This window comes from Arthrobacter sp. EpRS71 (assembly GCF_001512285.1).
Lineage (GTDB): Bacteria > Actinomycetota > Actinomycetes > Actinomycetales > Micrococcaceae > Arthrobacter.
Genome location: NZ_LNUV01000006.1, coordinates 2297054 through 2321575 on the forward strand (window position 1 = coordinate 2297054; position 24522 = coordinate 2321575).

Genomic DNA, 24522 nt, shown 5'->3' on the forward strand with positions numbered 1-24522 from the left:
TCCGGCGACCTCGCTGCTTTTCGGCGGCTTCGATGGTCGAAGCCGCCCATTGGACTTAGCTTTCCTGAGCCTCGGCACGTGCTTTGGCGACGTGCGCGTGGACTTCTTCCATATCCAGGCCCTTCACGGCCTCAATAACCTGCTCAAGCTGCGGACCGTTGAGGGCGCCCGGCTGTGAGAAAACGAGGACCTTTTCACGGAAGGCCATGAGCGTGGGGATGGACGTGATCCCGGCCTCGGCGGCGAGCTGCTGCTCAGCCTCGGTGTCTACCTTCGCGAACACCACGTCAGCGTGCTTCTCTGACGCTGCCCCGTATGTGGGGGCAAACTGACGGCACGGGGCACACCAGGATGCCCAGAAATCCACCAGGACAATGTCATTGTCCTCGATGGTCGATGCGAACTGTTCTCCAGTGATGTCAACTGTAGCCATGCTTCCACGGTACGCGACCCCGCCCGCGAAGTCCCGCGGAGGGGCTACCTGTTCGCTGTCTGCGTCACCGGGAATAAATGCTTATGCCGGAGTTTTTCGCGGTTCACCTAAAACCCCTTGTTCCGGATTGAACATGTGTTTAGTCTATGAAACATGCGTTCAAGCGCAGAGGATCTGACCACCCGGGCCCGCATCCGCGACGCCGCCATCAGGCTCTTCGGACGCGATGGATTCGCCCGCGCCACCGTCAGGGACGTTGCCTCTGCCGCCGGGGTCAGTCCAGGCCTGGTCATCCATCACTTTGGAAGCAAAGCAGGGCTGCGCGATGCCTGCGATCACCATGTCCTCGCGCAAACAGCAACACAGGGTCGCGAAAAAGCCGATCCGGTATCCACACGGCAGCTCATCCAGGACTACATGAACCACCCGGACCAGTACGCCGACGAAATCACGTACATCCGACGCACCCTCAGCGATGAGTCCGAGGCCGGCGACGCCTTCTTCGACGCCGTCGTCAAGCAAACCCAGGACATCATCCACGCCGGGATGGAGGCCGGAACCATCCGGAAATTCAACGACGTCCGGTCCACTGCCGTCGTTATCGCCTCCAACAGCCTCTGCATCCTCATGCTGGGCCGGCACCTCTCACGGACGCTGGGGGCCGCGGGCCCGGAGTCCCACGGCATCGGCCCCGAACTGCTCCGGCAACTAACCCTGCCCGCCCTGGAGATTTACACGCATGGCTTCTACACCGATGCGCGGTTCCTGGACGCGGCCCGCGAGGCCATCAATAGCAACACCAGCACAGGAAGGGAGCATGCCCCGTGACCCACGCGATTGTGGTGGAGGGTTTGCGAAAGAAGTTCGGGTCACGGGAGGTCCTGCACGGACTCGACTTCGCGGTGGAACCAGGAACAGTGTTCGGCGTCATCGGACCAAACGGAGCGGGCAAGACCACCACGATGCGCTGCCTGCTGGACATTATTCGGCCCAGCGCGGGGTCCATTTCCGTGCTGGGACAGGATCCCCGGTCGGCCGGCACCGCGCTGCGCCGCAGGATCGGCTACCTTCCCGGCGAGCTCCACCTGGAGAACAGAACCACGGGGCGCCGCATGCTGGAGCACTTCGCGGCGATCAGCGGGCCGGTGGACCCCAAGCATGTCAGCCACCTCGCCGAACGGCTGAACCTGGATCTCGATCGCCAGACCCGGAAACTCTCCAAAGGCAATAAGCAGAAGCTCGGGCTGCTGCAGGCTTTCATGCATCAGCCCGAACTCCTGGTGCTGGACGAACCAACCAGCGGCCTGGATCCGCTGGTTCAGCAGGTGTTCCACGCGATGGTTCGCGAGGCAGTCGATGATGGCGCAACGGTGTTCCTCAGTTCACACGTCCTCAGTGAAGTACAGCAGGCCGCCGACGCCGTGGCCATCCTCCGTGACGGCGAAATCGTCACCGTTTCCACCGTGGAGGCGCTCAGGACGGCAGCGGTCCGGCAGCTGCGCTTCAACAGTACCGGGACGGAAGCGCACGACGTCGGCGCGCTGCTGGCCCGCGTACCCGGCGTCGCCAACGTGGCTGTCCGGGAACTTAAGGCCGACGGCCACGCTGCCCCAACAGTTGAGGCCACAGCGACGCTCTCCGGCCAGGTTCAGCCTTTGGTCCAGGAACTGGCCAGGTTGAACCTGACGGATCTGGTCCTCGAAGAGCCGGACCTGGAGGAAGCCGTACTGAAGCTCTACACCGTCCCATCGGATCTGCCGGGCCAGCCTCCGGGGTCCAGCCAGCCCACAGGGCCGGGCCAACCTTTGGGAAACGGTCACCTACATGGCCGGGACGCGGAAGGAGCATATCGTGCCTAGGATCCTCCCCTTGTTCACCAAGGCTCTGACCGACTCGTGGCGTTCAACGCTGGCGTGGGCAGTGGGCTTGTCGGCGGCCTGCATGCTGTACCTGCCGCTCTATCCCTCGATCGGAGGCAGCGCGCAGATGCAGGACCTGATCAATGCGCTTCCTCCCGAAATGACAAAGGCCCTGAACTACGATCAAATCGCGTCGGGCCCCGGCTACACCCAGGCCACCATGTTCGGGCTGATCGGATTCCTGCTGATGTCCATGGCCTCGATCAGCTGGGGTGCCGCGGCCGTGGGTGGCGACGAGGAATCCGGTTTGCTCGAACTGACGCTCGCCCACAGCGTGACCCGCGTGCAGGTAGTCCTGGAACGCGCCCTGGCAATGGTGGTTCGTATTGCGTTGCTTTCGCTCCTCGTTTTCCTGGTGGTGCTGGGACTGAACGGGCCCTCGCAACTGGGCATCGACGTCGGGCATCTCGCCGGGGCGGTGCTGCTGTTTGCCGCGCTGGCCTTGCTCAGCGGGACTGCTGCACTCTTCGCCGGTGCGTTGAACGGCCGGAAGATGTACGGGATCGCAGTTGGTGCCGCAGTGGCTGTGCTCGGGTATGTGTTCAACGCAGTAGGACGGCAAAGTCCCGACGTCGAGTGGTTGCTGAACCTGTCGCCGTACCACTGGGCATACGGCAATTCCCCGGTAGCCAACGGCGCGGACTGGGGAGCTACCGCGGGTCTCTACGGAATCTCGGCAGCGCTGATCGTGCTCGGAGCCGTGGCGCTGCAACGCCGGGACGTAGGGCTCTGACTCCAGATGTCTTAGCGCCAGGCGTGCGGTGCCGGACGCCTGGCTCCGGGAAGGGCGTTGTTTTCGCGCCACTCGTGGATCCACTCGGGCAACTCGAGGTCAGCCGGTGGCGCTCCGAACTCAGCAATGATTTCTTCCTGCGTGACGGGCTTGCCTTTGCTGACCAAGCGGGTGGCGATGTGCGCCCGGGCGTAAATCTCACCGTCCACCACCATGCGCTGTTCAAAGTAGATGGCCTTGGTGTCCAGCCCGATGATGCGCGTCTCGATGGTGTAGCGCTGCCAAAGTTGCAGGGACTTGCGGAAGGCAATGGTTTCACCCGCTGCCACCGGGCTCCAGCCACGCTTGCGCATCCGAGCCCAGATGCCGCTGCGAACCATGAGGTCGAACCGGCCGAGGTCCATCAACGAAAAATACATGCCGTTATTGACGTGCATTGCGATGTCGATGTCAGTGGGCAGAACCCGCAGGGGCAGCGAGGACTCTTCCCAGACGCCCAATCGCGAGCGCTTGGAGGACGTGAACAGCAACATGAGGGTGCGAAGAAGCAGATGCATGACTCAATGTTACCCATCAGTAACTTCGCGGGGAATGTGGGGACCGCATAGTGGACCCGGTCCGTGGACAAAGCGGCTTTATGTCCAACGTTTGCACTAACGTTTACCGCTGGTTCATGAAAGACGTGCACAATATCTGAAACTCATATTGATGGAACACACAAGGGGGACCCCTTTGAGCACGCTGCAAACCGCCAGGCCGCAAGGTGATGTTTGGCCTGAACTCTCCCGCCACCAGCACGTGGTCCTCCAGGATGCCCGCGGCAACCGGATCGAGGGAACCATCGATGGCATGACCAACGATCGCAGTACGTTGTGGATCCAGCTCAAAGGCGGCCTGGGGCGTCAACTGATTCACCACCTGGACGGCTACTGGCTGGAGAAGCCGGCTTCCTGATCCCTTGTAGTAAAGGCAGGCCTTTACCTGTGGCTAGTATTCCCGTATGACTCAAGCGCGATACAGGGACCTGGTTGAATGGCCCCTCATGGCCACAGCATTGATCTTTCTCACGGCATACGCGTGGCAAGTCATAGGTCGCGTCAGCGGGGCCGACGCAATCCCCTTCGAAGTGATTCTCTGGATCACGTGGGGAATTTTCGCTTTGGACTACTTCGTCAATCTTTGGCTAGCCGAGGACCGCATGCGGTGGTTCCTCTGGAATCTCCACGAACTCCTGATAGTGGTGCTCCCCTTCTTCCGCCCCCTTCGCCTGCTGCGGCTGGTTACCTTGCTGTCCGTGCTGCAGCGGACCGTCGGCGAAACCCTGCGCGGACGCGTGGCTACCTACGTGGCGGGAGCAGCGGCCATGCTCATCCTCGTCGGCGCATTGGCTGTGTTGGATGTGGAACAAAACGCCCCGGACGCCAAAATCACCACTTTCGGCGATGCCGCTTGGTGGGCTGTCACCACCATCACCACGGTGGGCTACGGAGACCTTTACCCCGTCACCCCCATCGGCAGGATCGTCGCGGCAGCCCTGATGATGAGCGGGATCGCGGTCCTGGGTATAGTCACGGCCTCCATAGCCTCCTGGCTCGTGCAACGGATCGAGGAGAACGCCGAGGACGTGGCTGCTGCAGCCGAAAAGAAGGCCGTCGCCGCCGAGGAACCGGTTCGCGCCGAGATGGCGGACCTCGTGACCGAAATCGCGGCCCTTCGGATGGAGATTGCCGAACTCCGGCAAGCCACCGAGATCAGGGAAGGCTCGCAGATCGGGCAGGAGAGGGAGACGTAGTCCAGGCATCGGACTCTCTCCCGTGCCGTCACCACCTTCTTTGAGCACGAATCTCGCGTGACATGCCGTAGTTTGCGGCGTGCCGTCCGGCCAATCAAATCAAAGTTGGTGGTAGCCACACTCGCGCGACCCGGAGCCTCGCTGATGCGCTTGCCCGGCCAGGACGACAATGGATGTCCCCAGGCACACAAAAAATCCCCGGAACCAGTGGTTCCGGGGATTTTCTTTGGGTGGCAGATGAGGGATTCGAACCCCCGTAGGCGTTGCCAGCTGATTTACAGTCAGCCCCCTTTGGCCGCTCGGGTAATCTGCCGAACTTCAAAAGAAGATCACTTCCGGAGACCGTTTCTTTTAGATCCGGTAACCGAAGGCAGAGATAACCTTACAGAACTTTCTGCGAAGAATCTAATCGGCGCCGGACGCCCGGGATTTAGCCGGATTTCAGGCTTCTCCGAGGATCCTGCCCGCCAGTTTGGCCTCAAACTTTTCGGCTTGCTCGGCAGTGATCTGGTTGAGCTGCACAGCGCGCAGCAAGTCCGCGTGGACCCCATCCATCCGGGCGGCAGCATCAGGGACCGGGCTGAGGACGATCGATGCGGCGACAGCCGCGGCAGCTACGGCACTTGCTGCGGCAACCGCGGCAGTCCCGAGGGAACCTGCTGCTGCACCGATGGAACCTGCTGCTGCAGAAGCGGATTTGCTGATGGACTGGGCGGCCTTGCTGCTCATGCTGATCCTCCGTGGATGCGTTCTTCCAACTGGTACAACTCTCAACCGGCTGCCTCAGTTCCAACCCTGCATGCGCTGTGAGCGAACTGTGAAAGAACTCCCCGACCCCAAGCCGCGCCTTCCGTACTAGGCTGGATGCCAGACCAACCCGCCCTCACAGGGCCCCCAACCTAAGGAGAGTCATGGCAGGCGAATCCACATTCGACGTCGTAAGCAAAGTAGACAAGCAAGAGGTTGCCAACGCGCTCAACCAGTCGCAGAAGGAAATTGCCCAGCGATACGACTTCAAAGGCGTCGGCGCTGAGATCGACTTCAGCGGCGAGAAGATCCTCATGAAGGCCAACTCCGAGGACCGCGTCCTGGCCGTCTTGGATGTCTTCCAGTCCAAGCTCATCAAGCGCGGCATCTCGCTGAAATCCCTGGACCAGGGCGAGCCTTTCCCGTCCGGCAAGGAGTTCCGCCTTGAGTGCACCATCAAGGAGGGCATTGCCCAGGACATTGCCAAGAAGATCAACAAGATCATCCGCGATGAGGCCCCCAAGTCGGTCAAGTCCCAGATCCAGGGTGACGAACTCCGCGTGACCTCCAAGTCCCGCGATGATCTGCAGGAGACCATGAACATCCTCAAGAAGTTCGAAGAGGCCGATCTGCAGTTCGTGAACTTCCGCAGCTAGTCCCCTCTTAAACGTCGCTGGCCCGCTTTTCCGTGGTTGTTCAACCACGGAAAAGCGGGCCAGCGACGTTTATGCCAATTACGAAAGCGGGCGTCCGGCCATCCGTTCCAGTCGGCTGATCCGTTCCTTCATGGGCGGGTGTGTGGAGAACATACGCCTCATCCCGCCGCCGCGGAACGGGTTGGCGATCATCAGGTGCGAAGCATTGACCAGCCGCTGGTCCTGCGGGAGCGGCAATTGGCTGACCCCGGATTCGATCTTGCGCAGGGCTGAGGCGAGCGCCAGGGGGTCGCCGGTGAGCTCCGCGCCGTCCTCATCGGCGTCGAATTCCCGGGTGCGGGAGATCGCCATCTGAATCAGCGAGGCCGCGAACGGCGCCAGCAGGGCCATGGCGATGGTGGCCAGCGGGTTGGCGTTGCGCCGGTCGCCGCTGCCGAAGATCAGCAGCATCTGCCCCACGGAGGTGATGACACCGGCCACGGCAGCTGCAACGGACGACGTCAGGATGTCGCGGTTGTATACGTGCATCAGTTCGTGGCCCAGGACGCCCCTGAGTTCACGGGCGTCCAGCAGGTGGAGGATGCCCTCGGTGCAGCACACGGCAGCGTTCTTTGGATTGCGTCCTGTGGCGAAGGCGTTGGGTGTCATGGTGGGCGAAAGGTAGATCCGCGGCATGGGTTTGTTGGCACGCACGGACAGCTCTCGAACTATCTGATAGAGCTGCGGCGCCTGCGCCTCGGTGACGGGGTAGGCGGCCATGGATCGGATGGCGATCTTGTCGCTGTTCCAGTATCCGTAGGCAGTGGTCCCAACACCGATCAGCGCCATGATCCAGATGGGCGTGGTGCTGCGCGTCCCGGCCGCGATGATGGCGCCCAAACCCAACAACACCGCCCACAGCACACCGAAGAGCGCCGCGGTCTTGAGTCCATTGTTGTGTTTATGCACGGTTGTTATCGTCGCTTTCCTCGTCTTTGGCAGGGGTTCTGTACGCATTAACGCCGACGCCGCCCGCCGTGTTCCGTTGTCAGCCTACGTTGGCGCTGTGGCTGACACGGTTTAGCCGGGGTCAGGGCACAGGATGCTTGGCGTCGTAGGCGACGAATCCGGGCTGCATTCGGGAGGCCACCCATGCCAGGAGAATGCAAAGCAGTCCGCCAAGGAGCAACACCCCGCCTTCGCTCAGGAACTGGGTGACTCCACCGGCAAGCAGGTCCCCCACCCTGGGACCTCCGGCCACCACCACAATGAACACACCCTGAAGCCGGCCCCGCATATGGTCCGGCGTGGCTGACTGGAGGATGGTGGTGCGGAAGACGGCACTGATGGAGTCCGATATCCCGGCGAGGGCGCAGCACAGGGCAGCCGGGATCAGCCACGCAGTGACGCCGTCGTGGCCTGAATCCCCGGCGAGCAGCACCACCAGGCCGAAGCCGGCAATGGAAGCACCCCAGCCAATCACCGACCACACCACGGCGCTGCCCTGCTTGCGAACCCTCCCCAGGGGCCCGGAAAACAGCCCGGCCAGGAATGCACCCACGGCTGTGGAGGCGAGCAGCACACCCACGGTTGTTTCGCCGCCACCGATCATCACCGCCCCGATGGCCGGCATCAAAGCCCGCGGTTGTGCGCAGATCATGGCGATGAGGTCAATGATGAACGTCATGCGGACGTTGGGGCGCGTGCCCAGGAACCGAAACCCCTCCACCACGGATTTCAGGCCCGGCCGCGCTGCATCCTTGGAGGGTGGCAGGGGCGGGAGTTTGAAGAGCCCCCACAGTGCGAACGTAAAGCTGATCACATCGATGGTGTACGTCCAGCCGAATCCGATGGTGGCTACAAGGACACCGGCCAAGAGTGGCCCTGCGGTCATGGACAGACCGAACGTCAGCATGCTCAGGGCGTTGGCCGCGGGAAGCAGATCCTTGCGGACCAGCAGCGGGATGATGGCGCTGCGGGCCGGGCCGTTGATGCCTTGGGCGCCGCTTTGTACGGCTACCAGCGCGTAGAGGAGCCAGATGTTGCCGATTTCCAGCCACGCCTGCAAGGCCAATGCGGCCGTGGTGGCCCATAGGACAAGCGAAGCAACGAGGGCAACTTTGCGGCGATCGTAGGCGTCCGAAACGGAGCCCCCGTAAAGCCCGGCAATAACCAGGGGTACCAGGGCAAAGATGCCCAGGAGACCCACGTAGAAGCTCTCCTGTGTGAGCCGGTAAACCTCCAGACTGACAGCCACCAAGGTCAGCTGGGTTCCGATGGCAGCCACCGATGCCCCCAGCCAGAGCCGCCGAAAAGCGGGGCTCTCCTTCAAGGGGGTGATGTCTGCCAATAGTTTCGCCACCGTCCTACCTTAACGATCATTGCAGCAACCTCCCGCAACTCTCCCTCCGTGCGGGAACGCTTGGTAGGCTCACCCCGGGGAAGGAGTTGACATGGGCTTGGAGCGACGTTTGCTGTACCGTTCGGGGTTTTGGGAGATTGCCCGGCCACGCCATCCCCTCACGGCCGGGCACATTCTGATCCGACTGTCAGATCCATCCACCGAGTTTGCGCAGGCCTCGGCCTCTGACTGGCTCTTCTGCCACAACCTTGTACGCGCTGCCCTTCATGACGTCCTCGGGGCAACCCGCTTCGCGGTGATGTTCGCCCACCGTTGGCACCCGTTGGGCTCCGCCATCGGCGAGCCCGTTGCTGAGTCTTCGACTCCCACGTTCCATGTATTTGGCCGCTGGGACGGAGAGACCACGACGCCGGGGGCTCAGCTTTCGCTGCCGGCCCACCGTCGCCTCGGGGAGCCTGACCACCCCCTGGAAGCTACCGACGCCGCGGTCCGCGAGGCGCTTCGACGGAGGCGATCCGAGGCCGCCGTGAGTTCCGGGCCTCAGGCGGGCGACGCCGTCGTGCCCGCTTCTGGCTTAGGTTCGGCCGCTTCTGATTCAGGTCCGCTGGCTCGGGCCGTGCAAACGGGGCCCGGTCATACGGTCATTGAGCCTGTCCGGGCTGTGGCGTCTGTTCGCGGGATCCTGCCAGCGGAACTGCTGGCAATGGCGGCTGCCCTGGCTGAGCTTCCCCTGAGTGGAGGCCTGAGTGGATTCAGTTGCGTGGCCGTGGAATCGGAGTCGGCGGGTACTCCGCTGCGTGTCCATGCGCTGGGCCGATCAGCCGCTGAAGAAGTCAATCCGTTGGAAGACTTGCTCCGTTCACCGGAAGTTAGCCTCGCCTTATTGTGAACTCCTCAAAATAAGTGTTTCAATGAATGCATGACAGATCACACCGCCGAGCAAGCAGAATGGGCAGCCGCCCTGCATGCCCATGGCCGGCGTGTGACCAAACAGCGGCTGGCAGTACTCGCCGCAGTCCAGCACCATCCGCATTCCCCGGCAGAAGGCATCCTTGCCGCGGCCCGCAAAGAACTTCCTGAACTGACGGCGCAGTCCGTTTATGTGGTGCTTAGCGACCTCACGGACCTGCAGATGCTGCGGCGCTTTGAACCTCCGCACTCGCCGGCACTCTATGAGACCCGGGTGGGCGATAACCACCATCACGCCGTCTGCATCAGCTGCGGCAAGGTGGAGGACGTGGATTGCGCCGTGGGCCACGCACCGTGCCTCACCCCGCACTGGGATGAGAACTCCAAGCCCATGACCATCCAGATCGCCGATGTCCTTTACCAAGGCATCTGCCAGGACTGCCAGTCCAAACAACAGCTTCCCGTAACTTCCGTAAACCAGAAATAAGAAAAAGGAGAACAATGACTGCCATTTCAACAACTCAGTCAGGTGCCCCCGTAACCTCCGACGCGCACTCGAAGTCCGTCGGCGCTGACGGTGCCATCATCCTCACCGACCACTACCTGGTGGAAAAGCTTGCGCAGTTCAACCGCGAGCGGGTCCCGGAGCGTGTAGTGCACGCCAAGGGTGGCGGCGCTTTCGGTACGTTCAAGACCACCTCGGACGTATCGGCCTACACCAAGGCAGCCTTCCTTCAGCCCGGCGTCGAGACGGACATGCTGATCCGTTTCTCCTCCGTCGCTGGCGAGAACGGCTCCCCGGACACCTGGCGCGACCCCCGCGGTTTCGCCGTGAAGTTCTACACCTCCGAGGGCAACTACGACCTCGTTGGCAACAACACCCCCGTCTTCTTCATCCGCGACGGCATCAAGTTCCCGGACTTCATCCACTCGCAGAAGCGCCTCCCGGGCACCCACCTGCGTGACGCTGACATGCAGTGGGACTTCTGGACCCTCTCCCCCGAGTCCGCACACCAGGTCACCTGGCTCATGGGCGACCGCGGCCTCCCGGCTTCCTGGCGTGAAATGCAGGGCTACGGCTCGCACACCTACCAGTGGATCAACGCCGCCGGCGAGCGTTTCTGGGTCAAGTACCACTTCAAGTCCAACCAGGGCGTCAAGACCATCACCGGCGACGAAGCTGCCGAACTGGCCGGCTCGGACGCGGACTTCTACATCCGCGACCTGCAGGAAAACATCGCTGACGGAAACTTCCCCTCCTGGGAACTGCACGTCCAGGTCATGCCGTACGAGGATGCCAAGACGTACCGCTTCAACCCGTTCGACCTCACCAAGGTCTGGCCGCACTCTGACTACCCGCTGATCCACGTGGGCACCATGGAGCTGAACAAGAACCCGGAGAACTACTTCGCGCAGATCGAGCAGGCCACCTTCGCGCCGTCGAACTTCGTACCGGGCATCGCCGCTTCCCCGGACAAGATGCTGCAGGCCCGCATCTTCTCCTACGCAGATGCACACCGTTACCGCGTGGGCACCAACCACGCACAGATCCCGGTGAACCAGCCCAAGAACCAGGTCAACAACTACAGCCAGGATGGTCAGGGTCGTTTCCTGTTCAACTCCCCCTCCACCCCGGTGTACGCACCGAACTCGGTAGGTGGCCCGGCTGCTGTTGAGCCCACCTCACCGGCCGGCGGCTGGGAGAACGACGGCGAGCTCACCCTCTCCGCCCACACCCTGCACGCTGAGGACGACGACTTCGGCCAGGCCGGCACGTTGTACCGCGAGGTCTACGATGACGCCGCAAAGGCCCGCCTCCTGGACACCATCACCGGTGCCGTTGGCGGCGTGAAGCACGCCGACATCAAGGAACGCGCCATCCAGTACTGGACGAACGTTGATGCCGACCTCGGCGCCAAGCTCCGCGCCAACCTCGGCGCCGGCCAGACCGAGTCCGACGCCGAAGCAGCCAACAAGCTCTAAGCGTCATTGCTCCACTGCATTTCCAGGAACACCCCGTTGCGGATCTCCGCGGCGGGGTGTTCTTTTTTCTTTTTCCACATAGCCCATCCCCGCTATGGCTGGGCAGGCAGGGGCATCCCTAGGATTTTTCCATGAGTACATTCGAGGGCATCCCAACCGCCGCATTCCGTTTCTACGCCGAGCTTGAAGAGAACAACAACCGTGAGTGGTGGCTGGAACACAAAGCCATCTACGACGCCGAGGTGAAGAAGCCGCTGGTGGACCTCCTTGCGGAGCTGGAGCCGCAGTTTGGCCCGGCAAAGCTCTTTCGACCCAACAGGGACGTCAGGTTTTCCCAGGACAAGTCTCCGTACAAGACAGCCCAAGGCGCCTTCGCTGCCGGGCAGGAGGGTGTTGGCTTCTACCTCCAGATCAGTGCCGACGGCCTGCTGATCGGCGGCGGATACCACTCGCACACTCCGGCGCAGCTGGGGCGATTCCGGGCCGCCGTGGATGCTCCAGACAGTGGTTTGGAGCTACAGGGAATCGTTGATGCGGCAGCGGTGGCAGGATTTGCCGTCGAAGGTGAGAAGCTCAAGACCGTTCCACGGGGCTTCGATAAGGACCATCCACGCGCGGAGCTGCTCAAGCACAAGTCGTTGTCAGCGAGCGTTGAGGTGGGTCAGCCGGAGTGGCTGTCCACGCCAGCAGCCCAGGAGCAGATCGCCGCCCGGTGGGAAGCGCTGAGGCCGCTGGTGGAGTGGGTCGGCCAGCATGCAGCGCCGTAGCTGGAGCGGCGCCGTAGGTGCGCTGCGCCGGTGCTGGAGCGGCGCCGTAGGTGCGCTGCGCCGGTGCTGGAGCGGCGCCGTAGGTGCGCTGCGCCGGTGGGGACACGCAAAAGCGCCCGGAAACCTATGGCTCCCGGGCGCCTTCTACAGCATTATGAGGAAGCTGTCTGACAAGCTGCTCACACTGGTCTATACCTTGGTGAAGGTGTCTTCGTCCTCATCGCCCTTGGGTTGGCGGTGCTCGGAAGCGCCGTTTACCGAGGCCTTGGCCGCGGCGAACTTCTCGTTCAGCCGTGAGTGGCGCTGGCCGTAGGCGAAGTAGATGCCCATGCCAATGACCAGCCAGATTGCGAAGAAGATCCAGGTTTCAACGGCGAGGTTGGTCATGAGGTAGAAGCAGAGCACCGCGGAGACCCACGGCAGGACCTTGCCGAACGGGACACGGAAAGCGGGCTTCAAGTCCGGTCGCTTCTTCCGCAGCACCAGGATGCCCAGGCTGACCATCACAAACGCGGAGAGCGTTCCGATGTTGATCATTTCCTCGAGCAGGTCCACCTTGGTGACACCTGCCACTATGGCCACCGCCGCTCCACAGATGATCTGCAGGCGGGCCGGCGTCGAGCGTTTGTCGCTGGTCTTGGACAGCGAGCGTGGCAGGAGTCCATCGCGGCTCATGGCCAGGACCACACGGGACAGGCCCATGAGCAGCACCATGATTACGGTGGTCAGGCCCACCAGGGAGCCGAACGCGATGACCTTGGCAGCATCCGTATTGCCCACGGCTTCGAATGCCGTGGTCAGGGTGGGGTTCTTGACCTCGGCCAACTGCGTGTAAGAGACCATGCCGGTCAGTGCGAGGGAAACCAGGATGTAGAGCAGCGTGACCACTGCCAGGCCACCGAAGATACCGCGGGGAAGGGTCTTCTGCGGGTTCTTGACTTCTTCGGCGGACGTTGCCACCACGTCAAAGCCGATGAAGGCGAAGAACACCAGGGCTGCACCGGCGAAGACACCCAGGGTTCCGTACTGCGCCGGAGCAGCGCCGGTGAGGAAGCCGAAGAACGACTGCTTCATGACGTCCGCAGCACCGGAGTCGGTGGGCTCGGAGGCAGGAATGAAGGGGGTGTAGTTGGAGAACTTCACGTAGCTGAAACCAACCACGATCACGAAGAGCACTACGGCAATTTTGATCAGGGTGAAGACGTTGCCGACGCGGGCGGACAACTTTGTCCCCAGCACCAGCAGCACGGTGAAGACCGCGACAATGAGGAAAGCGCCCCAGTAGAGATCGATGCCGAAGACGCTGACTGACGGCGGCATGTCCACGCCCATCAGGCCAAAGACCGTACTGAGGTAGATGCCCCAGTACTTTGCTATCACTGCTGCGGCGGTGAAGAGCTCAAGGATGAGGTTCCAGCCGATGATCCAGGCCAGGACCTCGCCCATGGTGGCGTACGTAAAGACGTAGGCGGACCCTGCAACGGGAATCGCGGTGGCGAATTCGGCGTAGCACATGATGGCCAGAGCACACGTGACAGCGGCGATGGCAAAGGAGATGGTGACGGCGGGGCCGGCAAAGTTTGCTGCAGCCTTGGCACCGACTGAGAAGATCCCGGCGCCGACAGCAACGGCGACGCCCATGATCATCAAGTCCCAGGTACTGAGGCTGCGCTTCAGCTTCCGCCCGGGCTCGTCGGCATCGGCGATCGACTGCTCGATCGACTTGGTCCTGAAGATGTTCATAAAAATGCCACATTCTGGATGGGAGTGGTATAGGACTCATCAAGAATAGTGTCCGGCCCTTGGACGACCATATTTATCCCAGATAGTGAGACGAACCACGAAATGCTGTGACAGGTGTGACTGGTGGGACGGGCGCACGTAGCCCCCGTCACACCAGTCAGCTTTTCCTAGATGCTTGGCACGTCCCAGTCCATAAGGGTAGAGCGGATCAGGAACCGCTTGCCCTCAGGTGACTCCACCGAGAACCCGCTGCCGCGCCCCGGAACCACATCAACTGTGAGGTGCGTGTGCGACCAATAGTTGAATTGCTCCTTGGACATCCAGAACTCCAAGGGCTGGGATTGATCTGCATCGCCAATATCGAAGCGTCCCAGCAGGACATCGGAGTCACCGGTCAGGAACTCCCCTGCCGGGTAGCACATGGGTGCGGAGCCGTCGCAGCAGCCGCCGGACTGATGGAACATGAGCGGCCCGTGCTGCTTCCAGAGCTTGCGGAGCAGTTCCACGGATACCGCGGTGAGCGCCACCCGGGAGAAATCTTCCCCGGGCAGCGTCACCGCGGCCTCCACGCTGTTGGTGTTCATCAGAACTTCAGCACCACACGGCCGTCGATCTTGGCGTGCTTCATCTCGTCAAACACTGCGTTGACCTCGGAGAGTTCCCTGGTTGAGACTGTGGGCTTGATCTTGCCCTGCGCATAGAACTCCAATGCTTCTTCAAGGTCCTGACGCGTGCCCACGATCGAGCCGCGGACCGTGAGTCCCTTGAGGACGATCTCGAAGATCGGCGCCGGGAAGTCTCCCGGCGGCAACCCGTTGAAGACGATGGTTCCACCGCGCCGTGCCATGCCGATCGCCTGGCCGAACGCAGAGGGGTGCACCGCCGTGACCAGGACACCGTGGCATCCGCCCGTTTTGCGCTGGATGACTTCCGCCGGATCCTCGTGCAGTGCGTTCACGGTCAGCTCGGCACCGTGTTCGCGGGCCAGGGCCAGTTTGTCATCGGCAATGTCCACTGCTGCCACCCGGAGTCCCATGGCCACCGCGTACTGGACTGCAATGTGTCCCAGACCGCCGATGCCGGAGATGGTGACCCACTGCCCCGGCCTGGCCTCGGTCATCTTCAAGCCCTTGTAGACCGTGACGCCTGCGCACAGCACGGGCGCAACTTCCACCGGATCCGAACCTTCCGGAATCCGCGCAGCAAAACGGGTGTCCACCAGCATGTACTCCCCGAACGAGCCGTCAACGCTGTAGCCGCCGTTCTGCTGGGACTCGCACAGGGTTTCCCACCCGGTCCGGCAGTACTGGCAGTCTCCGCAAGCGGACCACAGCCAGGCGTTTCCCACGAGGTCGCCCACTGCAACATCCGTGACGCCCTCCCCCAGGGCCACTACTTCGCCCACTCCCTCATGGCCGGGTATGAACGGCGGTGTGGGCTTGACCGGCCAGTCGCCTTCGGCGGCGTGGAGGTCGGTATGACAAACGCCCGAGGTGATGAGGCGGACCAGCGCCTGGCCGGGACCCGGCGTCGGCCTTTCCACTTCCTTGATCTCGAGGTCGGTACCGAACTTCGTGACTACTGCTGCTTGCATGGTGGTCATGTGAGGATCTCCTTTGATCTGAACGAATGATGGGAGTTTGTGTACAGCTGATGCCCTTAAAACGGCTCCATCAGGGCATCTGCTGTACAAAGCTCCTAGAAGAAGCCGAGCTTGTTCTCGTTGTAGCTGACCAGGAGGTTCTTGGTCTGCTGGTAGTGGTCCAGCATCATGGCGTGGTTCTCACGGCCGATACCTGATGACTTGTAGCCACCGAAGGCGGCACCTGCCGGGTAGGCGTGGTAGTTGTTGACCCACACGCGGCCTGCCTGGATTTCCCGGCCGGCGCGGTAGGCCACATTTCCGTTGCGCGACCATACGCCGGCACCCAAACCGTAGAGGGTGTCGTTGGCGATGCCGATTGCGTCGTTGTAGTCGCTGAACTTGGTGACGGACACTACCGGGCCGAAGATCTCCTCCTGGAAGATGCGCATCCGGTTGTGGCCTTCGAAAATGGTGGGCTGGACGTAGTAGCCGCCTGCGAAGTCACCGTCCAGCTCGGCACGGGCACCGCCGGTGAGGACCTTGGCGCCCTCCTGCTTTCCGATATCGATGTAGGACAGGATCTTCTCCAGCTGATCGTTGGAAGCCTGGGCACCCACTTGGGTATCGGTGTCCAGCGGGTTGCCCTGGATGATCTTGTTGGTCCGGGCCACCGCGTCCGTCATGAAGGAGTCGTAGATGCCTTCCTGAACCAGCGCACGGGACGGGCAGGTGCAGACTTCGCCCTGGTTGAAGGCGAAGAGCGTGAAGCCTTCCTGGGCTTTGTCGTAGAAGGCGTCATTGTGGGCGGCTACGTCATCGAAGAAGATGTTGGGGCTCTTGCCACCAAGTTCCAGGGTGACAGGAATGAGGTTGCTGGAAGCGTACTGGCTGATGAGGCGCCCCGTGGTGGTTTCGCCCGTGAAAGCGATCTTGCGGATCCGGGAACTGGAAGCGAGCGGCTTTCCGGCCTCAACGCCGAAGCCGTTGACCACGTTCACTACGCCGGCCGGGAGAAGGTCACCGATCAGCTCCATGAGGACCAGGATGGAGGTGGGCGTCTGCTCGGCGGGCTTGAGCACCACGGCGTTGCCTGCTGCCAGCGCCGGCGCCAGCTTCCAGACGGCCATGAGAATGGGGAAGTTCCACGGGATGATCTGGCCAACAACGCCCAGCGGTTCCTTGAAGTGGTAGGCGGTGGTGTCCTCATCCAGCTGGGAGAGGTGGCCTTCCTGCGCGCGCACTACGGAGGCGAAGTAACGGAAGTGATCGGCAGCCAACGGGATGTCGGCGTTGAGGGTTTCCCGGACGGGCTTGCCGTTGTCCCACGTCTCTGCGACCGCGAGGAGCTCCACATTCTCGTCAATACGGTCCGCGATCTTGTTCAGAATAGCTGCGCGTTCCGTGGCGGACGTCTTGCCCCACGACGGTGCAATTTTGTGCGCGGCGTCCAACGCCAGCTCAATGTCCTCGGAGGTACCACGGGCAACTTCGCAGAAGGCTTTGCCCGTGACGGGGGTGATGTTCTCGAAGTAGCCGCCCTTGACCGGGGCAACCCACTCGCCGCCGATCCAATTCTCGTAACGGTCCTTGAACGTGACCTTCGAACCCTCGGCACCCGGCTGTGCATAAACAGTCATTGCTAGCTCCTTTGCTGCGAATCACGGTGGCTATCGCCATTGACTCGAGCCTAGGAGCGTAGAGGTTGCAGCTACGTTGCAACCATGTGAGTCAGCTCACGCTTTGAGCTCCGCGTCGATCCGCTCAAGGTCAGCGACGACGGCGGCCCGCTTAGGTGACCGAGGCGGCAGCAGCTTCAACACCGCAAGGCGGAGGTCGACGTCGTACTTCGCCTCGGGCAGCTCAGCGTACTTGAGAAGCGAATCAACGCTGCCGTCGCTAAGCAGCGCCTCACGCAGCAGGTGCGAGACCCGGTCACGCAACTGCACGACGCCGGGCGCCTCCGAGCGTGGCAACAGCCCACCTTTGTAGATTTCCAAGGCAATGCGGTGGGCGCCGCGCTGCAGGCAACTCAGGACCTGGCCGGAGTCCGGCAACAGCTCCACGGGCAAACGATACGGACGGGACTCCGGGACCGCGTCCGGGCTGAGTTCCTGGATGACTTTCCGGAGCCGCACCATTTCGGCCCGGAGGGTCACCGCAGAGCCGTCCCCCGGATACAGCTGCGTGCAGAGGTCTTCAGCACTGAGACCGGCGGGGTGACTGCTGAGGATGGCCAGGATTTCGCTGTGCCGGGCAGAGAGGGAAACCGTCCGCCCATCGATGCTGAGCAACGCTTGGTCGCGGCCCAACAGCTGCAGGCTGTTCCGGTACAAGACGTGACCCGAGGCGGCGGCCGCGTTCCGGCGTCGAGGTTTGTCTTTGACGGCAGCGGCGAGCGTCAGGCGTTCAATGCGCAATTGGGCTTGAGCGGCAGCAACAGTTGCCTCCACCAAGGAAAGGGTGTGCGCGGCAACAGCGGTCTCCGTGCCGGTGATATCCACAACACCCAACACTGCGCCGGAATCGGGGTCATGGAACGGAACAGCCGTACAACTCCATGGGTGCACGGAGCGCTTGAAATGCTCCGCCCCGGAGATCTGGATACTGCGGTCCAACGCAAGCGCGGTGCCAGGCGCGCTGGTGCCCACCGAGGCTTCAGACCAGTCAGCGCCGGCCACGAACATCATGCCCTCCGCGCGGCGCTGCATCACCGGATCGCCGTCAACCCACAGGAGCCGCCCAACGTCGTCACCCACAGCCACCAACAAACCACTGTCATGGCTGGGTTGAACCAGGAGCTTCTTAATGACAGGCATAATCGTGGCCAAGGGATGCTGCCGGCGGTACTCCTCCAGCTCATCGCGGTCCATGGCAAGAGGCGCTTCGGCAACATCAGGATTGGCTTGAAAGCTCGCCGATCGCTGCCAGGACTCACGGACCAAGCGGCGCAACCCGATGATGTCCTCAGGCACCCCGGGACGCAAAGAATCCAGGCGTTCATGCCCAACCAAGGCACGCTTCTGCAATAACGCCGCGGCATCGCTGCCAGGAACGGGTGGATGGACTGGATTCCTCATCGAACTCCCTGATAGTCCGCAACAACAGTGCGCTGCACGTGTGGTGGGCGGGACAGTACCCAGCAGTCTAGTTCGGAAGAAGGCGAATGTCAGCCGCGGGAGATCCGGATCATTTCCTCACGTGGAACAACCTTGATGCGCTCGCGGACCACACCATCACCCTCGACGTCGGACCCGTCACCAAGCGTTTGGGCGGAAGTCCACGCGGCACCGAGGGCGGCCTCGTGGGCATCGAGCCTGTTCCAGCCCTCCCACGTGGTGTATTCAATGCCGCGTTCTTCCAGCAGGTCAATGATGGCCTGCGGGTCCGGGTTCTCCGCGGGAGGAAGATTGAGCCTGTCCTCGAGCAGGAAACCGATGGTCTCCAGAGCATCGCCCTTGGTGTGCCCGATCAGCCCCACCGGCCCGCGCTTGATCCAACCCGTGGCGTAAATTCCGGGCACCGGCTCGCCGTCGGCACCCAGGACGCGGCCGCCGTCGTTCGGTATGACGCCACGGCGGGCGTCGTACTCCAGCTCCTCCAGCGGTGAACCGTGATAGCCGATTGCCCGGTAAACCGATTGGACCGGGTACTCGATGAACTCTCCAGTGCCTTTGACGTTGCCTGTTCCGTCCAGCTGCATTCGTTCGAATTTGATGCCGGAGACCTTTCCGGGCGTCTCAGCTGAGTCAAGAATCTCCACCGGGCTGTGCAGGAAGTGCAAGTGCAGGCGGCGCGATGACGGCTGTTCCGATTCTGCGTGCTCCTCCACCAGCCAGTTGGTCATGGTGTTGACCATGGTCTTGATCTGGTTGTTGGTCTTGATGGCTTCATCGGACGCTTCGTCGAACTCGAAGTCCTCCGGGTACAGGACAATGTCCACGTCTTTACAGTGGGACAGCTCGCGCAACTCCAACGGAGTGAACTTCACCTGTGCCGGGCCACGGCGGCCGAAAACATGGACGTCTGTGACCGGTGACTTCTTGAGCCCGGCATACACGTTGTCCGGGATCTCCGTAACCAGGAGTTCCTCAGGGTGCTTGACCAGCATCCGGGCCACATCCAGGGCTACGTTGCCGTTGCCGATCACGGCGATTTCCTTGGCATCAAGCGGCCAGTCGCGGGGAACGTCCGGGTGTCCGTCGTACCAGGACACGAAGTCAGCGCCCCCGAAGGAGCCCTCCAACTCGACGCCCGGAATGTTCAGGTCTGCGTCCTTGATGGCACCGGTGGAGAAGATCACGGCGTCGTAGAACGCACGGAAATCATGGAGCGTCAGATCCCGGCCGTAGGTCACGTTGCCAAGGAACCTGATATCACCGCGGTCCAAAACCTTGTGCAGGGCATTGACGATTCCCTTGATGCGCGGGTGATCGGGGGCCACCCCGTAGCGGATCAGGCCGTACGGTGCCGGATATGCCTCGAAGAGATCAATGCTGACCTCCACATGCCCGTCCTTGACCTCATTGGATTTAGTCAGAATGTCCGCGGCGTACACGCCTGCGGGTCCCGCGCCAACAATGGCGACACGAAGCGGACGATTGGGGGTTGTTGCGGCTGAGTTGGACACCGTTAGCCCTTCCGAAGCAGTGAGCCACGCCATTGTTGGGGCGCGCAGATTCCAATTCTAGATGTCAGCCCCACACCCGGCTGCTTATATGGCAGGAGTCACAGAAAATGATAAAGATTGCGGAATATTGCGGCTTCGGATGGTGTTGGCGACAATGTGTCGACTCCGGAACAGCTAGCTGCCAACTCCCCCTCTTCAAACCAACCCACGACGACGGCGGGCGGCGGCGGTACCGGCGCTTCGGGCGGCTCCGGCAAACCGGGCGGCAAGCCCGTACGGAGCGAGTCGACGGCGGGAATTCTGTTTGGGATCGGCGCTTATGGCCTGTGGGGGCTGCTTCCCCTGTACTTCTTCGTGCTCATGCCCGCCAGTGCAATCGAAATCGTAGCCAACCGGATCGTCTGGTCCCTGCTCTTCTGTGCATTGCTGATCACCATCACGCGGGCTTGGCGGGTCTTTGGCGCTGCGGTCAAGGACCGCACGGTGTTCGGCCCCTTGGCCCTGGCCGCTGTGCTGATTGCCATCAACTGGCTCACCTACACGTTCGGCGTTACCACGGGCCATGCCGTTGAGACGTCCTTGGGGTACTTCATCAACCCGCTGGTCTCTGTTTTGCTCGGAGTATTTGTCCTCAAGGAAAAACTGCGTCCCCTGCAGTGGGCTGCTGTAGGCATTGGGTTCGTTGCGGTGGGCGTTCTGACGTTCTCCTACGGGCAACTCCCCTGGATCGCACTGATCCTCGCGTTCAGCTTTGGCCTCTACGGCTTCGTGAAAAAGCGGGTGGGCCCCAAGGTTGACGCCCTCACCAGCCTCAGCGTCGAAACGGTGGTGTTGGCTCCCTTTGCCGCCATCACCATGGTGGTCCTGGCCGTGACCGGCGTCGAAACTCTCACCACCCTGGGTGCGGGCCACTTCTGGCTGCTGGTGGCCTCCGGCGTCATCACGGCTGTTCCGCTGCTGTTCTTCGGCGCCTCAGCCCGCCGCCTGCCCATGACCACCATCGGCTTGCTGCAATACTTCGCGCCGGTGCTGCAGTTCATCGTGGCGCTGGCCGTGTTCAACGAGACCATGACCACTGCCCGCTGGATCGGCTTCTGCGTAGTGTGGTTGGCGCTGATACTGCTCACCATCGACATGCTTCGCACCACCAGGAAAAACTCGGTGCTGAAGAAGCAGGCCCGGCGCGAGTCAACGGCCGCAGCGTAGCCCGGAGCCGCCGTCGAAGTCGCGGGAAAGCTGCCAAAACCCCCGGAAAACTCCAGCGAACTCGGCGGGTTCCCGCGAACTGGGCGGCAAAACAAAAGGAGGGCCGGGTCCACAAGTGAACCCGGCCCTCCTTGGTGAAACGTAGAGACTTACGCGTGAGCCTTGATGGCTGCTGCGAGGACCTCAAGGCCGTCGATCAGCAGTTCGTCGCTGATGACCAGCGGCGGGAGCAAGCGGATGACGTTACCGTAGGTGCCACAGGTCAGGATGATGACGCCTTCCTTGAGGCAAGCAGCTGCAACGGCCTTGGTGAGCTCGGCGTTGGGTTCCTTGGAACCGGACTGGACCAGCTCGATAGCCAGCATGGCGCCGCGGCCGCGGATGTCGCCAACAACGGAAACTTCAGCGGCGAGTTCGCGAAGCTTGCCCAGGGCGAGCTCTTCGATGTGGCGGGCGCGGCCGTTGAGGTCGTGCTGCTCCATGGTGTCGATTGCTGCCAGTGCTGCTGCACAAGCTACCGGGTTGCCTCCGTAGGTGCCGCCCAGGCCGCCGGGGTGAACGGCGTCGAGCAGGTCCGCGCGGCCGGTGATGGCCGAGAGCGGAAGGCCGCCGGCGATGCCCTTGGCCATGGTGATGATGTCCGGGACAACACCTTCGTGGTCAACGGCGAACCATTCGCCGGTGCGGCAGAAGCCGGACTGGACCTCGTCAGCGATGAAGACGATGCCCTTTTCCTTGGCCCAAGCGGACAGTGCCGGGAGGAAGCCCTCAGCCGGTACGATGAAGCCACCTTCACCCTGGATGGGCTCGATGATGATCGCGGCAACCTGGTCGCCACCGATCTGCTTCTCAATCATGGTGATGGCGCGCTTGGCGGCCTCGGCACCCGTGATTTCCGGGTTCTCTTCACGGAACGGGTAGCTCATGGGCATGCGGTAGACCTCGGGCGCGAACGGGCCGAAGTTGGTCTTGTAAGGCATGGCCTTGGCGGTGAGCGCCATGGTCAGGTTGGTACGGCCGTGGTAGGCGTGGTCGAAAGCAACAACGGCGTCGCGGCCGGTGGCCAGGCGTGCAACCTTGACGGCGTTCTCCACGGCTTCAGCGCCGGAGTTGAACAGCACGGTGCGCTTGGCGTGATCGCCCGGGGTAAGGCGGTTGAGCTGCTCGGCAACTGCAACGTAGCCCTCGTAGGGGGTGACCATGAAGCAGGTGTGCGTAAAGTGCGCGGCAGCTTCCTGGACAGCGGCGACGACGGCGGGATCGGACGCGCCGACGCTGGTCACGGCGATGCCGGAGCCGAGGTCGATGAAGGAGTTGCCGTCGACGTCGCGGATGATGCCGCCGTCGGCGTCTTCAACGTAAACGGGGACGCCCGAGGCGACGCCGGCGGCGACGACGGCGGAGCGGCGCTCGGCCAGTGCCTGCGACTTGGGGCCGGGGAAGGCGCCGTTGATGTTGCGCTTCTGCTCGATGCGGTACGAGAGTTCGTTCGCGGTAGTAGTCATGGGGTGGTTGCCTTTCTGGGAAATTCGTACGGGTGGGGCGAACGAGCTACGCGTCGAGTGCACTCATGACGTGCTTGATGCGCGTGTAGTCCTCCACGCCGTACATGGAGAGGTCCTTGCCGTAGCCGGACTGCTTGAAGCCGCCGTGGGGCATCTCTGCCGTCAGGAGGATGTGAGTGTTGATCCAGACCGCACCGAAGTCCAGGTCGCGGCTCATGCGCATGGCCGTGCCGTGGTCGGTGGTCCAGACGCTGGATGCCAAGGCGTATTCGACGTCGTTGGCCAGTTCCAGTGCTTCGTCTTCCGTGCTGAACTTCTGGACGGTGATGACCGGGCCGAAGGTTTCCTTCTGCACGATGTCATCGGTCTGCTTGGCGCCGGAGATGATGGTGGGCTCGAAGAAGAAGCCCTTCTCCCCTGCGCGGTGGCCACCGGTTTCGATCTTGCAGTTCTCCGGCAGGTTCTCCACGACAGAGGTCACGGCGTTGAAGTGGTTCACGTTGTTCAACGGGCCGAAGTAGTTGTCTTCGTCGTTCTGCGAACCGGTGTGCAGGGTCTTGGTGTGCTCCACCATTGCCGCCACGACGTCGTCGTGAACGGAGTCTTCCACCAGCACGCGCGTGATGGCCGTGCAGTCCTGGCCGGCGTTGAAGAAGGCGAACTCGGCGATTGCCGCGGCGCTCTTCTTGATGTCGGCATCCTTGAAGACGATTGCCGGTGCCTTGCCGCCAAGCTCCAGGTGGGCACGCTTGAGACCCTTGGCTGCACCGCTGGCAACGGCGATGCCGGCGCGGACGGAACCGGTGATGGAAACGAGTCCGGGGACCTTGTGGTCAACCATCATGGCGCCGGTTTCGCCGGTGCCGAGGACAACGTTGAGGACGCCGGCCGGGAAGATCTCGCCGGCGAGGCGTGCCAGGACCAGCGTGGACTCGGGGGTGGTGTCCGAGGGCTTCAGAACGATGGTGTTGCCTGCTGCCAGGGCGGGGCCGATCTTCCAGATGGCCATGAGGAACGGGTAGTTCCACGGAGCAACCTGGGCTACAACGCCGATGGGTTCGCGGCGCACGTAGGAAGTGTGGCCTTCGAAGTACTCGCCCGCGGACTTGCCTTCCATGATGCGGGCCGCGCCGGCGAAGAAGCGGAGCTGGTCGGCGCCTGCGGCAACTTCCTCGGAAGCAATCAGGGAGCGGACCTGTCCGGTGTTGCGGTGCTGGGCTTCGACGAGTTCGTCGCTGTTGGCCTCTACGGCGTCGGCGAGCTTGAGGAGCATGAGCTGGCGCTGGCCCGGGGTGGCTTTCTTCCAGGACTTGAAGGCCTGGTTGGCCGCAGTCATGGCAGCGTCTACGTCGGCCTGCACCGAAATGGGCGACTTGGCAACGATTTCCCCGGTGGCGGGGTTCACGATGTCCAAAAGACCCGTACCTGCCGGCGTAACGAATTCGCCGTTGATGAAGTTCTGCAAGGTTTGAACCACGGTGTGCAACCCTCTTTCGGAGTCTGGGCATGGGTTTAGCTGATCAGAGCCTATGCCAGGGAGGGGGTCCAAGGAATAGCCAGCTGCACACACAACCAC

The 24522-nt window shown here is 62.4% G+C and carries 24 protein-coding genes and 1 tRNA gene; 11 read left to right on the plus strand and 14 right to left on the minus strand.

Translation table 11 applies throughout. The features are described 5' to 3' along the window. Positions 1 to 55: 55 nt before the first annotated feature. The gene (locus AR689_RS21090; protein WP_062073321.1) at positions 56 to 433 is read right to left on the minus strand and encodes a thioredoxin family protein; all 378 of its coding nucleotides are present in this window, start codon (positions 431 to 433) and stop codon (positions 56 to 58) included. Between the two features lie 153 nt (positions 434 to 586). Between AR689_RS21090 and AR689_RS21095 the strand changes: the two genes are divergently transcribed. From AR689_RS21095 to AR689_RS21105, 3 genes are read left to right on the plus strand one after another with little or no spacing between them, the layout of a single operon-like run. Continuing rightward, entirely contained in the window at positions 587 to 1261 is a 675-nt protein-coding gene (locus AR689_RS21095; RefSeq protein ID WP_062073324.1) for a TetR/AcrR family transcriptional regulator, read from the plus strand. Continuing rightward, positions 1258 to 2292, plus strand: a complete 1035-nt coding sequence (locus tag AR689_RS21100; RefSeq protein WP_062073326.1) for an ABC transporter ATP-binding protein — start codon at positions 1258 to 1260, stop codon at positions 2290 to 2292. The genes AR689_RS21095 and AR689_RS21100 overlap by 4 nt, the downstream gene beginning before the upstream one ends. Beyond that, positions 2285 to 3085, plus strand: coding sequence for an ABC transporter permease subunit (locus AR689_RS21105; RefSeq protein ID WP_062073328.1), 801 nt, complete (start codon positions 2285 to 2287; stop codon positions 3083 to 3085). The genes AR689_RS21100 and AR689_RS21105 overlap by 8 nt, the downstream gene beginning before the upstream one ends. A gap of 11 nt (positions 3086 to 3096) precedes the next feature. Here AR689_RS21105 and AR689_RS21110 read toward each other — a convergent pair whose 3' ends face one another. Then, positions 3097 to 3642 carry an acyl-CoA thioesterase gene (locus AR689_RS21110; protein WP_062073330.1) on the minus strand — a complete coding sequence of 182 codons (546 nt, stop codon included), beginning with the start codon at positions 3640 to 3642 and terminating at the stop codon, positions 3097 to 3099. Positions 3643 to 3817: 175 nt separating this feature from the next. On the opposite strand from AR689_RS21110, the gene AR689_RS21115 reads away from it, so the two are divergent. Together AR689_RS21115 and AR689_RS21120 are read left to right on the plus strand one after the other, a co-directional pair. Continuing rightward, positions 3818 to 4039, plus strand: a complete 222-nt coding sequence (locus AR689_RS21115) for a hypothetical protein (RefSeq protein ID WP_062073332.1) — start codon at positions 3818 to 3820, stop codon at positions 4037 to 4039. Between the two features lie 46 nt (positions 4040 to 4085). Continuing rightward, a complete protein-coding gene (locus AR689_RS21120; protein WP_062073334.1) occupies positions 4086 to 4877 on the plus strand; it encodes a potassium channel family protein in 792 nt (263 codons plus the stop codon). 231 nt (positions 4878 to 5108) lie between these two features. Here AR689_RS21120 and AR689_RS21125 read toward each other — a convergent pair. Both AR689_RS21125 and AR689_RS21130 read right to left on the minus strand, forming a co-directional pair. Beyond that, positions 5109 to 5190: transfer RNA gene (locus AR689_RS21125), tRNA-Tyr, on the minus strand. Positions 5191 to 5318: 128 nt separating this feature from the next. Further along, entirely contained in the window at positions 5319 to 5606 is a 288-nt protein-coding gene (locus tag AR689_RS21130) for a hypothetical protein (protein ID WP_062073336.1), read from the minus strand. A gap of 182 nt (positions 5607 to 5788) precedes the next feature. Between AR689_RS21130 and AR689_RS21135 the strand changes: the two genes are divergently transcribed. Further along, complete coding sequence (locus tag AR689_RS21135) at positions 5789 to 6280, plus strand: YajQ family cyclic di-GMP-binding protein (RefSeq protein ID WP_017200185.1); 492 nt, start codon at positions 5789 to 5791, stop codon at positions 6278 to 6280. Between the two features lie 78 nt (positions 6281 to 6358). Here the strand turns inward: AR689_RS21135 and htpX are convergent, their stop codons facing one another. Then, positions 6359 to 7228 carry a zinc metalloprotease HtpX gene (gene htpX, locus AR689_RS21140; RefSeq protein WP_062073338.1) on the minus strand — a complete coding sequence of 290 codons (870 nt, stop codon included), beginning with the start codon at positions 7226 to 7228 and terminating at the stop codon, positions 6359 to 6361. A gap of 121 nt (positions 7229 to 7349) precedes the next feature. Next, entirely contained in the window at positions 7350 to 8621 is a 1272-nt protein-coding gene (locus AR689_RS21145; RefSeq protein WP_062073340.1) for an MFS transporter, read from the minus strand. A 91-nt stretch (positions 8622 to 8712) separates the two neighbouring features. On the opposite strand from AR689_RS21145, the gene AR689_RS21150 reads away from it, so the two are divergent. From AR689_RS21150 to AR689_RS21165, 4 genes are all read left to right on the plus strand, one after another. After that, the gene (locus AR689_RS21150; RefSeq protein WP_062073342.1) at positions 8713 to 9510 is read left to right on the plus strand and encodes a hypothetical protein; all 798 of its coding nucleotides are present in this window, start codon (positions 8713 to 8715) and stop codon (positions 9508 to 9510) included. Positions 9511 to 9540: 30 nt separating this feature from the next. Beyond that, positions 9541 to 10017: a Fur family transcriptional regulator gene (locus AR689_RS21155; protein ID WP_062073344.1), complete on the plus strand. Its 477-nt coding sequence runs from the start codon at positions 9541 to 9543 to the stop codon at positions 10015 to 10017. A gap of 14 nt (positions 10018 to 10031) precedes the next feature. Then, the gene (locus tag AR689_RS21160) at positions 10032 to 11513 is read left to right on the plus strand and encodes a catalase (protein ID WP_062073346.1); all 1482 of its coding nucleotides are present in this window, start codon (positions 10032 to 10034) and stop codon (positions 11511 to 11513) included. Positions 11514 to 11644: 131 nt separating this feature from the next. Beyond that, positions 11645 to 12280, plus strand: a complete 636-nt coding sequence (locus AR689_RS21165) for a DUF2461 domain-containing protein (protein ID WP_062073348.1) — start codon at positions 11645 to 11647, stop codon at positions 12278 to 12280. A 189-nt stretch (positions 12281 to 12469) separates the two neighbouring features. Here the strand turns inward: AR689_RS21165 and AR689_RS21170 are convergent, their stop codons facing one another. From AR689_RS21170 to AR689_RS21195, 6 genes are all read right to left on the minus strand, one after another. Beyond that, complete coding sequence (locus tag AR689_RS21170) at positions 12470 to 14023, minus strand: amino acid permease (RefSeq protein ID WP_062073350.1); 1554 nt, start codon at positions 14021 to 14023, stop codon at positions 12470 to 12472. 167 nt (positions 14024 to 14190) lie between these two features. Next, positions 14191 to 14607 (minus strand): DUF779 domain-containing protein, encoded by a 417-nt coding sequence (locus AR689_RS21175; protein WP_062073352.1) that lies wholly within the window; start codon positions 14605 to 14607, stop codon positions 14191 to 14193. Next, positions 14607 to 15617 carry an alcohol dehydrogenase AdhP gene (gene adhP / locus AR689_RS21180; RefSeq protein ID WP_062073922.1) on the minus strand — a complete coding sequence of 337 codons (1011 nt, stop codon included), beginning with the start codon at positions 15615 to 15617 and terminating at the stop codon, positions 14607 to 14609. The genes AR689_RS21175 and adhP overlap by 1 nt, the downstream gene beginning before the upstream one ends. A 104-nt stretch (positions 15618 to 15721) precedes the next feature. Then, positions 15722 to 17245, minus strand: coding sequence for an acetaldehyde dehydrogenase ExaC (gene exaC / locus AR689_RS21185; protein WP_062073354.1), 1524 nt, complete (start codon positions 17243 to 17245; stop codon positions 15722 to 15724). A gap of 96 nt (positions 17246 to 17341) precedes the next feature. Then, positions 17342 to 18685, minus strand: coding sequence for a GAF domain-containing protein (locus AR689_RS21190; protein ID WP_062073356.1), 1344 nt, complete (start codon positions 18683 to 18685; stop codon positions 17342 to 17344). 89 nt (positions 18686 to 18774) lie between these two features. Continuing rightward, entirely contained in the window at positions 18775 to 20235 is a 1461-nt protein-coding gene (locus tag AR689_RS21195; protein WP_062073923.1) for an FAD-dependent oxidoreductase, read from the minus strand. A gap of 117 nt (positions 20236 to 20352) precedes the next feature. On the opposite strand from AR689_RS21195, the gene rarD reads away from it, so the two are divergent. After that, complete coding sequence (rarD, locus tag AR689_RS21200; protein ID WP_062073358.1) at positions 20353 to 21441, plus strand: EamA family transporter RarD; 1089 nt, start codon at positions 20353 to 20355, stop codon at positions 21439 to 21441. Between the two features lie 149 nt (positions 21442 to 21590). Here the strand turns inward: rarD and gabT are convergent, their stop codons facing one another. Together gabT and AR689_RS21210 are read right to left on the minus strand one after the other, a co-directional pair. Then, positions 21591 to 22946 (minus strand): 4-aminobutyrate--2-oxoglutarate transaminase, encoded by a 1356-nt coding sequence (gene gabT, locus AR689_RS21205; RefSeq protein ID WP_062073360.1) that lies wholly within the window; start codon positions 22944 to 22946, stop codon positions 21591 to 21593. Between the two features lie 46 nt (positions 22947 to 22992). Next, the gene (locus AR689_RS21210; RefSeq protein ID WP_062073924.1) at positions 22993 to 24423 is read right to left on the minus strand and encodes a gamma-aminobutyraldehyde dehydrogenase; all 1431 of its coding nucleotides are present in this window, start codon (positions 24421 to 24423) and stop codon (positions 22993 to 22995) included. Between the last annotated feature and the right edge of the window lie 99 nt (positions 24424 to 24522).

What these genes read in the sequence shown, in the direction of transcription:
- AR689_RS21090 (WP_062073321.1), bottom strand. Translation starts at nt 433, where the DNA reads ATGGCTACAGTTGACATCACTGGAGAACAGTTCGCATCGACCATCGAG.
- AR689_RS21095 (WP_062073324.1), top strand. Translation starts at nt 587, where the DNA reads ATGCGTTCAAGCGCAGAGGATCTGACCACCCGGGCCCGCATCCGCGAC.
- AR689_RS21110 (WP_062073330.1), bottom strand. Translation starts at nt 3,642, where the DNA reads ATGCATCTGCTTCTTCGCACCCTCATGTTGCTGTTCACGTCCTCCAAG.
- AR689_RS21120 (WP_062073334.1), top strand. Translation starts at nt 4,086, where the DNA reads ATGACTCAAGCGCGATACAGGGACCTGGTTGAATGGCCCCTCATGGCC.
- AR689_RS21130 (WP_062073336.1), bottom strand. Translation starts at nt 5,606, where the DNA reads ATGAGCAGCAAGGCCGCCCAGTCCATCAGCAAATCCGCTTCTGCAGCA.
- AR689_RS21135 (WP_017200185.1), top strand. Translation starts at nt 5,789, where the DNA reads ATGGCAGGCGAATCCACATTCGACGTCGTAAGCAAAGTAGACAAGCAA.
- AR689_RS21150 (WP_062073342.1), top strand. Translation starts at nt 8,713, where the DNA reads ATGGGCTTGGAGCGACGTTTGCTGTACCGTTCGGGGTTTTGGGAGATT.
- AR689_RS21155 (WP_062073344.1), top strand. Translation starts at nt 9,541, where the DNA reads ATGACAGATCACACCGCCGAGCAAGCAGAATGGGCAGCCGCCCTGCAT.
- AR689_RS21160 (WP_062073346.1), top strand. Translation starts at nt 10,032, where the DNA reads ATGACTGCCATTTCAACAACTCAGTCAGGTGCCCCCGTAACCTCCGAC.
- AR689_RS21165 (WP_062073348.1), top strand. Translation starts at nt 11,645, where the DNA reads ATGAGTACATTCGAGGGCATCCCAACCGCCGCATTCCGTTTCTACGCC.
- AR689_RS21170 (WP_062073350.1), bottom strand. Translation starts at nt 14,023, where the DNA reads ATGAACATCTTCAGGACCAAGTCGATCGAGCAGTCGATCGCCGATGCC.
- AR689_RS21175 (WP_062073352.1), bottom strand. Translation starts at nt 14,607, where the DNA reads ATGAACACCAACAGCGTGGAGGCCGCGGTGACGCTGCCCGGGGAAGAT.
- adhP (WP_062073922.1), bottom strand. Translation starts at nt 15,617, where the DNA reads ATGCAAGCAGCAGTAGTCACGAAGTTCGGTACCGACCTCGAGATCAAG.
- exaC (WP_062073354.1), bottom strand. Translation starts at nt 17,245, where the DNA reads ATGACTGTTTATGCACAGCCGGGTGCCGAGGGTTCGAAGGTCACGTTC.
- AR689_RS21190 (WP_062073356.1), bottom strand. Translation starts at nt 18,685, where the DNA reads ATGAGGAATCCAGTCCATCCACCCGTTCCTGGCAGCGATGCCGCGGCG.
- gabT (WP_062073360.1), bottom strand. Translation starts at nt 22,946, where the DNA reads ATGACTACTACCGCGAACGAACTCTCGTACCGCATCGAGCAGAAGCGC.